Annotated in this window: 11 protein-coding genes; 3 read left to right on the top strand and 8 right to left on the bottom strand. The window is 58.2% G+C overall.

The features are described 5' to 3' along the window. Positions 1 to 94: 94 nt before the first annotated feature. The 5 genes from G8770_RS13255 to dksA all read right to left on the bottom strand — a co-directional run bounded on the left by G8770_RS13255 (position 95) and on the right by dksA (position 6,511). Positions 95 to 1,522 (bottom strand): sigma-54-dependent transcriptional regulator, encoded by a 1,428-nt coding sequence (locus tag G8770_RS13255; RefSeq protein WP_167187483.1) that lies wholly within the window; start codon positions 1,520 to 1,522, stop codon positions 95 to 97. Between the two features lie 56 nt (positions 1,523 to 1,578). Next, positions 1,579 to 4,557, bottom strand: coding sequence for an ATP-binding protein (locus tag G8770_RS13250; RefSeq protein WP_167187480.1), 2,979 nt, complete (start codon positions 4,555 to 4,557; stop codon positions 1,579 to 1,581). Continuing rightward, positions 4,547 to 4,723 (bottom strand): hypothetical protein, encoded by a 177-nt coding sequence (locus tag G8770_RS13245; RefSeq protein WP_167187477.1) that lies wholly within the window; start codon positions 4,721 to 4,723, stop codon positions 4,547 to 4,549. Before G8770_RS13245 ends, G8770_RS13250 begins: the two co-directional genes overlap by 11 nt. Before the next feature lie 225 nt (positions 4,724 to 4,948). Then, entirely contained in the window at positions 4,949 to 5,899 is a 951-nt protein-coding gene (gene gluQRS, locus G8770_RS13240) for a tRNA glutamyl-Q(34) synthetase GluQRS (RefSeq protein WP_167187474.1), read from the bottom strand. A gap of 168 nt (positions 5,900 to 6,067) precedes the next feature. Beyond that, positions 6,068 to 6,511 (bottom strand): RNA polymerase-binding protein DksA, encoded by a 444-nt coding sequence (gene dksA, locus G8770_RS13235; RefSeq protein WP_167187471.1) that lies wholly within the window; start codon positions 6,509 to 6,511, stop codon positions 6,068 to 6,070. Positions 6,512 to 6,908: 397 nt separating this feature from the next. On the opposite strand from dksA, the gene sfsA reads away from it, so the two are divergent. Beyond that, a complete protein-coding gene (gene sfsA / locus G8770_RS13230) occupies positions 6,909 to 7,619 on the top strand; it encodes a DNA/RNA nuclease SfsA (RefSeq protein ID WP_167187468.1) in 711 nt (236 codons plus the stop codon). Between the two features lie 17 nt (positions 7,620 to 7,636). Here sfsA and G8770_RS13225 read toward each other — a convergent pair whose 3' ends face one another. The 3 genes from G8770_RS13225 to G8770_RS13215 form a co-directional block, all read right to left on the bottom strand. Beyond that, complete coding sequence (locus G8770_RS13225; protein ID WP_208022248.1) at positions 7,637 to 7,984, bottom strand: Rieske (2Fe-2S) protein; 348 nt, start codon at positions 7,982 to 7,984, stop codon at positions 7,637 to 7,639. A gap of 202 nt (positions 7,985 to 8,186) precedes the next feature. After that, a complete protein-coding gene (htpX, locus tag G8770_RS13220; RefSeq protein WP_167187465.1) occupies positions 8,187 to 9,080 on the bottom strand; it encodes a protease HtpX in 894 nt (297 codons plus the stop codon). A gap of 545 nt (positions 9,081 to 9,625) precedes the next feature. Then, a complete protein-coding gene (locus G8770_RS13215; RefSeq protein WP_167187462.1) occupies positions 9,626 to 9,904 on the bottom strand; it encodes a TfoX/Sxy family DNA transformation protein in 279 nt (92 codons plus the stop codon). Positions 9,905 to 10,020: 116 nt separating this feature from the next. Here G8770_RS13215 and G8770_RS13210 point away from each other — a divergent pair, with 116 nt between their 5' ends. Further along, complete coding sequence (locus tag G8770_RS13210; protein ID WP_167187459.1) at positions 10,021 to 10,722, top strand: M15 family metallopeptidase; 702 nt, start codon at positions 10,021 to 10,023, stop codon at positions 10,720 to 10,722. Positions 10,723 to 10,790: 68 nt separating this feature from the next. Next, positions 10,791 to 11,651, top strand: coding sequence for a serine O-acetyltransferase (gene cysE, locus G8770_RS13205; protein WP_167187419.1), 861 nt, complete (start codon positions 10,791 to 10,793; stop codon positions 11,649 to 11,651). Positions 11,652 to 11,788: the final 137 nt, after the last annotated feature.

Below are 11,788 nucleotides of genomic sequence, written 5' to 3'. Positions count from 1 at the left end.
GGGGGTGTCGGGCAATGACCAGCCTGGGGCCACACCGCGAGCTGAGGTCACACTGTAACCGGTCGGCCGCGGCGCTGCAGGTTGGTCTCTGTGCTTACTTGCTGGTTGCGGCGCTCTTCTTGCGCGGGATGCCCAGTCGTTGTCGGCGCTCCCACAGGCACTTGCGGCTGACCCCCAGTTTGCGGGCCAGTTCGGTCTCGCTCATGGTGTCCTGGTGTTCCAGCACGAAGCGCTGGAAATAGTCTTCCAGGGACAGGTCTTCATTGGATTCGGGTACGGCGAGGGAGGTGGCGGCATCGCGGTCGGAGCGGGTTCGCTGCACCTGGCCGGCGATTTCATTGCGGCTTTCGCTGTCTATCTCCACTTCGACCAGGTCCAGGTCAATGGCCAGCAGGTCATGGCTGATCTCTTTTTCGTCCTCACAGAGAATGGCCGAGCGCTGCATGGCGTTTTCCAGTTCCCGCACATTGCCCGGCCAGGTATAGGTGGTGATGGCCTGAATGGACTCGGGGGTGAGGATCAACGTGGGCTTGTTGAGCTGCTGGCAATAGCGTTCCAGCAGGGTCTCTGCCAGGGTGATGATGTCTTTGCCGCGATCGCGCAGGGGCGGCAGCGTGAGCTGAACGACGTTGATGCGATAGTACAAATCTTCTCGAAACTTGCCTTCGCGGCTGAGTTTTCGCAGATCGCGGTGGGTGGCGGCAATCAGGCGCACATCCACCTTGTGAGATTCGGTGGAGCCAATGGGCCGCACTTCCCCTTCCTGCAGTACCCGCAGCAGGCGCGCCTGCGCCTCCAGCGGCAATTCACCGATTTCATCGAGAAACAGCGTGCCGCCATCGGCGGCGGCCACCAGACCTTCACTTTTGCTGGCGGCGCCCGTGAACGCGCCTTTTTCGTGACCAAACAGCTCGGATTCGATGAGGGTTTCCGGAATCGCCGCACAGTTGACCGAGATCATGGGCTTGTTGTGGCGGGGGCTTTCGTTGTGAATGGCTTTGGCCACCAGCTCTTTACCCGTGCCGGTTTCACCGTTAACCAGTACGGTAGCCGGTGTGGGGGCTACTTTGTGAATTCGGTTGTAGAGGTTTTTCATCACCTGGCTGGCGCCGATCATGCCGGAAACCTGATGGCTGGAGGTTTTGCTGACCTTGTTGAGGCTCGCAGCGCTGTTGGCTTTGCCGATGACTCGCTTGACGGCGATGAGCATTTCATCGTGATCAAACGGTTTGGCAATGTAGTCCACAGCCCCCAGGCGCATGGAGTCCACCGCGGAGCGCAAGCTGGCGTAGCTGGTCATGATCAGCACCGGGACTTCCCCGGCGGCCTTGATCATGTCGGTGCCGGGTGCGCCGGGCAGGCGCAGATCACTGATGATCAGATCATAGCGAGTCAGGTCGTGGCGAGTCGTCGCTTCCTTGACTGAGGCGGCCTCACTGACGGTGTATTTGTTACGCTCCAGAAGCTTTCTTAGGGCGGTACGGATGATGACTTCGTCTTCAACAACAAGGATGTTACTCATAGACGGAATGTTACCTGACTTGTTACGAGAATGACCAATAGGGGCCTAGTGTTACCTTACTGGCGCTGAGTTTCAAGCTGTCGCGGCAATTTGATGCGGATTTGTGTGCCATTGGTTTTGCCGGGTACCGGGCTGACCAGTTCCAGCTGGCCCTCGTGCTCTTTCACAATGCTGTACACCATCGCCAGCCCCAGTCCGGTGCCTTCACCGGGATCCTTGCTGGTAAAGAAAGGCTCCAGGACGCGCGCCTGCTGTTTTTGCGGGATGCCGGAGCCCTCGTCGGTGACGGTGATCAGCACTTCATCGCCCAGTAGTTCTCCGTCAACGATCACTTCGCTGTCGGCGGGGCTGGCGTCACGGGCATTGGCCAGCAGGTTGATGAAAACCTGAATCAGGCGCTGCGAATCGGCTTGTGCCGACAGATTTTCGGGCATCTGGTTGCGGAAGTGGACCTGGGTCTTCTCTTTCTGCAGCGACAGCAGCTGGATTGCCTCTTCGGCACAGTCGCGCAGACGGGTATCGATAAACTCGGCCTTGTCCTGCTGGCCGGTGTGGGAGAAGCTGACCAGCGACTGCACAATGCGGCTGACACGGTTGGTTTGGCTCAGGATCTGGTCTGCGGTTTCAATCGCGGCTTCCGGGTCGTCGGCCTCGTAACGCAGGTTTTGCGCCAGGCAGGCAATGCCGGTGATTGGGTTGCCGATTTCGTGGGCGACCCCTGCGGCCAGGCGGCCAACGGAGGCCAGGCGTTCGCTGTGGACCAGCTCTTGCTCCAGCAGCTGGGTTTCGGTCATGTCTTCCAGCAGGATCACCTGACCGTCGGCACTGTTCGCCACCGGACCGGCAATGTTGGCCTTGTGCAGACTGATCCAGTGGGTGCGATCGCCCAGCGTCAGCTGCTGTTTACGCAGGTGGGGCGCCGGGCTTTCGGAAAAGTTTTTCAGCAGTTCTTTCCAGGGGGGCTGCAAATCTTCCAGATGTGAGCCCACCACGGATTCCGCCGGGATACCGGTCAGCTGCTGCATGGCGTGGTTCCACATCAATACTTCCATGTCCTGCCCCAGCGAGCAGATGGCCATCGGCAGCTCTTCCAGGGTATTGCGGTGGTAAAGGCGCAGGTTGTTGAGTTCTGCCGCCAGTCCGGTGAGGTGGCTGCGATACTGGGTCAGGCGGTTCTCAATCAGGTTGATGTCCGCGGTCCCCTTGGCTTCGGGCAAGTGATAGGGGATGTGCCGGTTGAGGACATCGTTGGCCATGGCGGTGCCCATCAAACCGGAGAGGTTGGCTTCGAGCTTGTTGCGCAACCGCCTGAGGGCGTAAGGGCGGCGGTCATGCACATTGAGCTGCAGTTCTTGCAGGGCGCGGTTGACCTCCTTCTGCGCCGTGGTTTTGCCCAGGCTGCCGGCCAGCCGTTCACTGAACTCGCCGGCACTGTGCACGTCCAGAATCATGCGCAGCGGGTGGCTTAGCTCGTCCTCGGTGCAGAGCTCGGCGCTGTAGCGCTCTTCGACGCTGGCGCGGGTGAACAAGGACAGCAACACAAACACCAGCACATTGGCGCCCAGTGAAATCAGGGTGATGTTGCTCCAGTGTTCGATGCCGACGGGGATGACGATGTCCAGCCCCAGGTAGCTGATGGCGGGCAGGGTGATCTGGGTGACGCCGCTGAGTGCCGGAATCAGCAGGCCGGCCAGCCAGATGACGCTGCCGAGCGTGAGTCCGCTGATCAGGCCGCGGCTGTTGGCGGTGGGCCAATAGGCCACGGCGACGATGCCCGGCAAAAACTGCAGGGTTTCGATGAAGGCGATCAGGGCCAGATGCATGAGGCTGAGGCGATTGTCCAGCACTTGATAGAAACCGTACCCCAGCGCGAACACCGCAAAGATAATGCCGCGCCGCAGCCACAGCAGTTGGCGGTAGAGGTCCTGTCGCCGTCGGAGGCCGCTGACCGGCAGCAGCCACTGGTTCAACACCATGGTGCTCAGGGCCAGGCTCAGAGAGACCATGGCGCCGGTCGCCGCCGATAAGCCCCCCAGAAAGGCCAGGATGGTCAGCGAGGAGGATTCGGCCACCAGGGGAATGCCGAGGGTGAAGTATTGCGCCGGCAGGGGCACGCCCAGCTCAAAACCCGCCCACAGGATTGGGAAGATGGGCAGCGCCATTAACAGCAGAAACAGTGGCAGCGCCCAACTGAGGGTGGACGTCACCCGGTGCATTGGGCTTTCGATGACGCTCATGTGAAAAATGTGAGGCATCGCCACCGCCGTTGCCAGGAAAACCAGCAGTAGCGTGTGCGACGAGGCATCTTTGATCGGCGAGTGCAGCAATTCCAGGTTTTCCGGGTAGTCAATCAGCCACTGATCCAGGCCTTCCATACCGCCAAACACCCCATACACCGCAAACAGGCCAATGGCGCACAGGGCGATGACTTTGATCAGGGTCTCGAACGCCATGGCCACGATCAGGCCCGGGTGGTGGTCGCGGCTGGCGCCAAACAGGATGGTGAAGAGGGCCAGGATGAGGCAGTAGGCCAGCGCCATCACTTCGCGGAAGCTCCAGTTGCTGAGCCCCACCGGCAAGCTCTCGGTGTTGCGGTAGGTGAGGATTTGCAGGGTGTCCGCAATGGCCTGAATTTGCAGGGCCAGCAGCGGCATGGATGCCAGAATCATGCAGGCCGTGGCGAGAACACCAACGCCTCGATTGTGGTAGCGGAACACCAGCAGATCGGCGAGGCTGCCGATCTGAAAGCGCCGTGCCAATTGCGCCAGAGGGGCAATGGCCACGGGCGCGAACAGGAACAGGGCGCCGGTGCCCAGATAATAGGCCAGGGCGCCGTATCCAAACTGGAACGCCAGATCAATGACCCCGTAAAAAGCCCAGGCGCTGGCAAAGATGCCCATGGCGAGGATGTACATGACGGGGTGGCGAACGATGCGTTGCGGAATCCAGCCTTTATCGGCGATGAACGCAATGCTGAACAGGACCATCAGGTAAGCAAGGCTGATCAGGGCGATGTCGAGGATGTCAAAGGTCATTGGAGTGCTTTCGTTTGTGGAACATAAAGGCGGTAATAACGAGCATGCCCCAGATAATGTATGGCCGATACCAGGCGCCCTCGGGGTTGATCATCCAGGTGAACAGCGTGGGTGAAAAAATGTACGCGACCAAAAGAAAGAGAACCAGCAGTCGTTGATTTTGCATAAGTGATCGATGCTTCAGTGAGTGGTGCCTGGTTGAGGGCGTGAGTTGTTCGTCGAGACGCCGCTCTTTGACATCGTGTCATGAGGGGCCGTGACCTCCGTGATCAAGGCTTCCTGTTTCAGGGCCGCAGTTGGTAAAGGGCTCGCCGCGATAAAGCTCGCCAATACGGTTGCACTCGGCCAATGACCCCGGGTCTCTCAAGAAACCCGGACTCACGGATACTACTTAACTCTCCGGCCACTTGCCAATCTCTGTCAGGGGCAATTGCGAAAGCCGGGGTACCTTGGCGCGATCCCAGTGCTCAATCCCCCACTGCAGCACTTCAGTGCAGTTACCTGGCCGGGTTTGGGGGATGAGTTCTGCAGGCGGCTGTTGACCCAGCGCGACCAGTGCCTGAACCAGGTTGTGAGCGGCTTGGGCGGGCCTCACGGGCTCGGCGTAAGTCTGCTTGCTGAGTTTTTGCCCGATGTCGTTAACCAATACTGGCAGGTGCCCCATTTGCGGCGCAGGGTGACCCAGCAAGCCAAACAGATAGCGTTGCCGAGCGCTGGACTCGAGCAGATCACTGCCGCGCAGAATGTGGGTAATTCCCTGTTCAATATCGTCCACCACCACGGCCAACTGATAGGCAAACAGCCCGTCTTTGCGCCGTATGACAAAGTCTCCCACCGATTGATCGAGGCGTTCAGACTGAGGCCCCTGAAACAGGTCTTCAAAGCTTTCCCGGCTGTCGCTGCCGCAGGGTACCTTGAGCCGAATGGCCATGGGGTCGTGGTGGGCAATGGCCGTTGTCGGCGGATGCAGGCGGCAGTGGCCATCGTACGCGTCCAGGCCTCTGAGGCGCTTGCGGGTGCAGTTGCAGGGGTAGGTCAGCCCGGCTTCGGAAAGGTATTGCAGCTGTGCCTCATAGGCTGCCAGACGCCGGCTTTGATACATAACCGGCCCATCCCAGTGCAAGTGGTGAGCTTCCAGGCAGTGTAAAATCTCATCCGCCGCGCCGGGCTGCTCCCGCGGCGGGTCAAGGTCTTCCATGCGCACTAACCACTGCCCCTGCTGTTGGCGGGCATCCAGAAAGGACGCCACGGCGGTCAGCAGGGACCCCTGGTGCAGCTCGCCGGTGGGCGATGGCGCGAAGCGGCCAATGTAGGTGGTGGGCGGTGCTGTGGTAGATTTCACGTAAGTCGGTTTCCACGGGAAGACCGTGTGGGCTCAGGTTGTATCGGTTGGGAGGGCCGCAGGGCAGCGCCCATTAAATGTAAGTCGTCATCATAGACCCGAGGCGCTCAAAACAGAGCGCTCATAAAAAAGGCGCTGTATCAGCGCCTTTTTTGAGCGGGCGGACAATTAGCCGCCAATCTGCTTTTCCTTGATCTCGTCAAGGGTCTTGCAGTCGATGCACTGGGTGGCCGTAGGGCGGGCCTCCAGGCGACGAATGCCAATCTCAACGCCGCAGGTGTCGCAATAGCCGTAATCATCGTCCTCGATCAGCTGCATGGTCTTATCAATTTTCTTGATCAGTTTGCGCTCGCGATCACGGGTGCGCAATTCCAGGCTGAATTCTTCTTCCTGGCTGGCGCGATCGGCTGGATCGGGGAAGTTGGCGGCTTCGTCTTTCATATGAGAAACGGTGCGGTCCACCTCTTCCATTAATTCGGTTTTCCATGTCTGTAACAAACCCCGGAAGTGATCCTTCTGGGCTTCGTTCATGTACTCTTCACCCTTTTTCTCTTTGTAGGGGGTGAACCCTCTCAGAGTGATGCTTTCGGTGGTTTTGGAGCTCTTCGGCATCGCTTGTGCGCCTCGTGGTGACTTCAAATTATTTTGAGGTGGGATTAACGCCCAAATTACATGACCGTCTTGGTCAGATCGAGCAAGCTAGCAGATATCGGTAGAGCCTGCCAGTGTTTTTGATCCCTCAAATATGGAATTGAACCGGGCGCGGATACTGCGCTCCCGGAGAGAATCTGTCAACTTCAAATTGACGGATTGCGAGTATGGCTGTCATTTGTTTCGTCTTGGTTGCAGTTTTTCACCCAATTCATACACTGACACCCCCCGCAGGCCCTGTTCTCCGTGGGCCCCGGTCTCTGGGGCCGTTGATTGCGCAGGCGACGAGTCGAGCGTCATGAGCCGTCAAAAATAACCGCGGGAACCCCACGTTTTACTCAACCAGTCAGGAGTCACAATGAAATTTCAGCCCGCGTTGGACGAAGGGGTGTTGCTCAGGCGCTACAAGCGTTTTTTGGCCGATGTGCGTCTTCCCAGTGGCGAACAAATAACCATCCACTGCCCCAATACCGGCTCCATGAAGGCGTGTCTGGCCGAGGGCAGTCCCTGTTGGTTTTCCACCTCGGACAATGCCAAGCGCAAATACCCGAACACCTGGGAAATCGCCACCACGCCGGCGGGGGACCTGGCCGGCGTCAATACAGGCCGGGCCAATGCCCTGGTCGTGGAAGCCATTGAGCACGGGGTGATTACCGAATTGCAGGGCTACGAGACACTGAAGACGGAAGTGCGCTACGGCGAAGAGCGCAGCCGCATTGATATTTTCCTGTCCGGGGCGGCCGACCGGGTCGATTGCTACGTGGAAGTGAAAAACGTCACCCTGTGTGAAGACGCCGGCCAGGGGCTGTTTCCGGACTCGGTCAGTACCCGTGGCAGCAAGCACCTGCGCGAACTGGCGTTGATGGTTGAGCAGGGACACCGTGCGGTACTGCTGTTCTGTGTGCAGCACAGCGGCATTGAGCGGGTGTCCGCCGCGGCAGAGATCGACCCGGTGTACGCCGCCACCCTCAAGGAGGTGGTGGACAAGGGGGTGGAGGTTTATGCCTATCAGGCGGATCTGAGTGCGCAGGAGATTGTGTTGCGGCGCCCGCTGCCAGTCATCGTGTAACCTCGGGGTGGGGGCGCTCAGCGCCGCTCGGCCGGTGGGGTCTCGACCCAGACTTCACCCTCGCGGATGTCCACTGCCAGTGCCTGCAGCGATTGACCGCCACAGGGACCGGACACACAGTAACCGTCGTCGATCGAAAACAGGGCGCCGTGAGTCGCGCACTGAATCAAGTCGCCGTCGATGTCCAGAAACTTGTCCGGCAGCCACTCCAGCTGAATTCCCAGGTGAGGGCAGCGGTTGCGGTAGGCGTAGACCTTCTGGTTTTGACGAATCACAAAGATGGGCTGCTCATTGAGGCTGAAGCCTTTACTCTGATGGTTGCTGAGGTCTTGCAAGGGACAGAGGAATATCATGGTGTGGGGCATGGTGTCCGCAGAGGTCGATAAAAGGAAAGGTGGGTCAAGGCGAGGCCCTTAAACGTAGCCGCACTAAACGTAGCAGCACTCTATCCCCTGAGGGGGGATTCGCCAAGCCGTAAGCAACAAAACAGTGTACCCACGCACAAGGGGTACACTGCTCTAGTTTCTAGTTTCTAGTTTCTAGTTTCTAGTTTCTAGTTTCTAGTTTCTAGTTTTTGGCCTGCAGTGCCGCAATTCTTTCCTGCAGCGGCGGGTGGCTGGAAAACAATTTCGACATCCGTTGTTTAAAGCCACCGCTGATGCCAAAGGCGTAGATGCTGTCCGGCATGGAACTCGGTACCTGGGCATCGACTTCCATTTGCAGTCGCTGCAGGGCATTGATCATCGCCCCGCGACCAGCCAGTTCGGCACCGGCCTCGTCAGCCCGGAACTCCCGGTAGCGGGAAAACTTCATCACGATCATCGACGCGAGGATGGCGAGCAGTATTTCTGACACAAAGGTGACGACGTAAAAGCCGATGCCGTGGCCCTCTTCGTTTTTGAACACCACGCGGTCGACGGTGTGGCCGATGATGCGGGCGAAAAACATCACAAAGGTATTGATGACGCCCTGGATGAGAGACAGGGTCACCATATCGCCATTGGCCACGTGGCCGATTTCATGGGCGAGGACCGCGCGGACTTCATCGCGGTTCATTCGCTCCATCAAACCGGCGCTGACGGCGACCAGGGCGGCATTTTTGTTCCAGCCGGTGGCAAAGGCATTGGACTCCCTGGCGGGGAAAATACCCACCTCGGGCATTTTGATGCCGGCTTTGTCGGACAATTCCGCGACGGTGTTCATCAGCCAGGTTTCTTCCGGGGTGCGGGGGCGTTCGATGACTTGGGTGCGGGTACCCATCTTGGCCATGAACTTGGACAAAAAAAGTGACACCAGCGAGCCGGAAAACCCAAAAACGGCGCAGAAAACCAGCAGGTTAGTGAGGTTGAGCCCGCTGCCGCTGCTCTCAAGGTAAGAGCCGACACCGAGCAGGTTTAGGGTGATGCTGGCGATCAGGATGACCGCAAAGTTGGTCAGTAAAAACAAGCCAATGCGTAACACAAATGCTACTCCGTAGGTTTTAAAAAGAGCCGTTTGTAAAATTCAATCGTTAAGACAGTGTGCATCAAGAGTATGAATAAAGGGTGGACAATGTCAGGGTGTAAGATGTGTTTGCGCGGCAAAAATTCAATGGCGCGGCGATGAAAACCGGGTAAAGAAGTGATAAAGCAGGAATGTGGCGGCGGGGCGGCAATATAAGGACAGACAAAAAAAGGCCACCCAAAGGGTGGCCTAACAACCGTGATTAGCCTGTTTAGGAGAGAAGGTCATGAGGACCTAAACCCAGCCGCTTCCGAAGAGGCGATGCGATAATAATAGTTATTCTCATTTGAGGTGTCAATAAGAATGTTTCTCATCTTTTAGGGCTGACGCATATTTAAATTTATGCTGACTTTGGACGTGGGGTGTTGGTGTGATACCGGCGCTGGCGGGCCTTGTGAGTCGGATCGATCACTGCGGGGATAAGCAGCCCGCCATCAACGCCTTCCTCAGGAGGCAAGTGGGGCAAGGCCCTGCAGGGTTGGACCTGCGCCCCCTCCTGACGATCAGGATTGGCTGGCTTGAACCGATTCAGCCTCTTCCAGCAGTTGTTGCTTTACTCTGGGGTCCAGATCATTCCAGTGGACACCAAGAAGCGCACCTTGCAAAGCGTAAAGCATGACTTTTGATACGTGAATGCCGCGATTTTTAATGCGAATGTAGGCCTCAACAGGGCCCATATGTTTTAGGTCAGCGTAAGAATTGACGCCAATGGCGTGTAATATATTCACTGAGGCGGCCCCCAGATTCTTTAGCTGGAGCAAATCACTATGACTGTCTGTCACAACGGCGAGTCCCCATAAGTTGAGTATTTATTTTATTTATTCTTTCTCTCTTCGACTCATAGGTCGAACCGTTATAATACATGCTTATTACATGATGGCAAATCCGGCCTTTGATTATGAGACATAAACGCTACACCATCCTCACCGGGCAAACGGAATCTCACCTTGTGACCGGCTGGAGCGGTTTTCTGGTGCACCAAGAGGTATTACCGGCACTGGAACGGCTGCGCGATAAGGCAGCTTCAGCCGGGTTCGAACTGGCCATTGCCAGCAGCTTTCGGGGGTTTGACCGTCAACAAGTAATCTGGCGGGACAAGGTGGCCGGTCGGCGACCGGTGTTGGCCGCCGATGGCGCGCGCCTGGAGCCAGAGCGATTGAGCCGGGAAGAGCTGTTGTGGTCCATTTTACGCTGGTCGGCGCTGCCGGGAACGTCCCGTCATCACTGGGGCACCGATCTGGATGTGTACGACGCTGCGGCTGTCGATGCGGATTATCAGTTGCAGTTGGTGCCGGAAGAATACGCGGATGGCGGTCCGTTTGCGGCGTTTCGCCAGTGGTTGGATGACGCCATCGCCGAGGGCCGCAGTGAAGGTTTTTTTCACCCTTACGATCGAGACCGGGGCGCGGTGGCTCCCGAGCCCTGGCACATCAGTTATCGCCCGTTGGCCGATGACTTGTTGTCGGAGTTCGATTTTTCGGTGTTCGAGCACTTATTGCACAGTGGGGCCTGGCCGTTGGCCGACGAAATTACCCCGCATGCCGAGGAGATTTACCGCCGCTATGTGGCGCTGGAGCTGACGGACGGCGCAGCGTCGTAACCCGGCCGCGCATGTGTAAAACGGGCGCCTGTGCTAAGCTGGGCTCACGAGCAAAAGAGGATCTTGTCATGCCACACGATGCCCCCGCCGTGGGCGGTTTGGTCAATGCGACCGCTGATCATAGCGACGCTGAAGATTTTATCTGGCAGGCCATTCGGGCCGAAGCGGAAGAGGCCAGCCGTGATGAACCCATGCTGGCCAGCTATTACCACGCCGCTATTTTGAACCACCTCAGTTTTGAGGCGGCCATCAGTTTTCATATGGCCAACAAGCTCGACAGCTCAACGGTGCAGGCAATGACCGTGCGGGAGGTGTTTGAAGAGGCCCTGGCCTGTGACCCGACCATAGGTCAGGCGATGCGAGCGGACATCAAGGCCTACAAAGACCGCGATGCCGCCTGTGACAAATTCACCATGCCGTTCCTGTATTTCAAAGGCTATCATGCGCTGCAGGCGCAGCGAGTCAGTCACTGGTTGTGGTTGCGCAACCGCAAGTCCCTCGCGCTCTATTTACAGAATCAGATTTCACAGGCCTTCGGTGTGGACATTCACCCCGGGGCAAAGATTGGTCAGGGAATTATGATCGACCACGCGACCGGTGTGGTGGTGGGTGAAACTGCCGTGATCGGGGATGATGTCTCTATGTTGCACTCGGTGACCCTGGGTGGGTCCGGATGCCTGGGGGGAGATCGCCACCCGAAGATTGGGCGCGGGGTGTTAATCAGTGCCGGGGCGAAAATACTCGGCGGTGTCACGATTGGCGAGGGCGCCAAGGTGGGGGCCGGCAGTGTGGTGCTGGAGTCGGTGCCAGCGCACACGACGGTGGCGGGCGTTCCGGCCAGGATTGTAGGTCGGCCCCAGTGCCAGGAGCCGGCCCTGAATATGGACCACAACCTGGGGGATGACTCGCAGGACAATCTCCCCGGTTGAACGTTCGACCGGTCAAGGCCTCCAGGGCGGGGCGGACCATCTCGTTATAACTCATCTGGTGTCGCTGCTGGTTAGTCGAAGCGATTACCCCCCCAGCCCGAGTGTTCGGGCCGGGTTGAAGCCGGTTCAGGCCCGCC

Source organism: Pseudomaricurvus hydrocarbonicus (assembly GCF_011602365.1).
GTDB classification, from domain to species: domain Bacteria; phylum Pseudomonadota; class Gammaproteobacteria; order Pseudomonadales; family Cellvibrionaceae; genus Pseudomaricurvus; species Pseudomaricurvus hydrocarbonicus.
This window is presented reverse-complemented; position numbering and strand designations above follow the sequence as displayed.

Excerpts from the sequence above, each read along its gene's own strand:
- G8770_RS13255 (WP_167187483.1), bottom strand. The coding sequence starts at position 1,522 with ATGAGTAACATCCTTGTTGTTGAAGACGAAGTCATCATCCGTACCGCC.
- G8770_RS13250 (WP_167187480.1), bottom strand. The coding sequence starts at position 4,557 with ATGACCTTTGACATCCTCGACATCGCCCTGATCAGCCTTGCTTACCTG.
- G8770_RS13245 (WP_167187477.1), bottom strand. The coding sequence starts at position 4,723 with ATGCAAAATCAACGACTGCTGGTTCTCTTTCTTTTGGTCGCGTACATT.
- dksA (WP_167187471.1), bottom strand. The coding sequence starts at position 6,511 with ATGCCGAAGAGCTCCAAAACCACCGAAAGCATCACTCTGAGAGGGTTC.
- sfsA (WP_167187468.1), top strand. The coding sequence starts at position 6,909 with ATGAAATTTCAGCCCGCGTTGGACGAAGGGGTGTTGCTCAGGCGCTAC.
- G8770_RS13225 (WP_208022248.1), bottom strand. The coding sequence starts at position 7,984 with ATGCCCCACACCATGATATTCCTCTGTCCCTTGCAAGACCTCAGCAAC.
- G8770_RS13210 (WP_167187459.1), top strand. The coding sequence starts at position 10,021 with ATGAGACATAAACGCTACACCATCCTCACCGGGCAAACGGAATCTCAC.
- cysE (WP_167187419.1), top strand. The coding sequence starts at position 10,791 with ATGCCACACGATGCCCCCGCCGTGGGCGGTTTGGTCAATGCGACCGCT.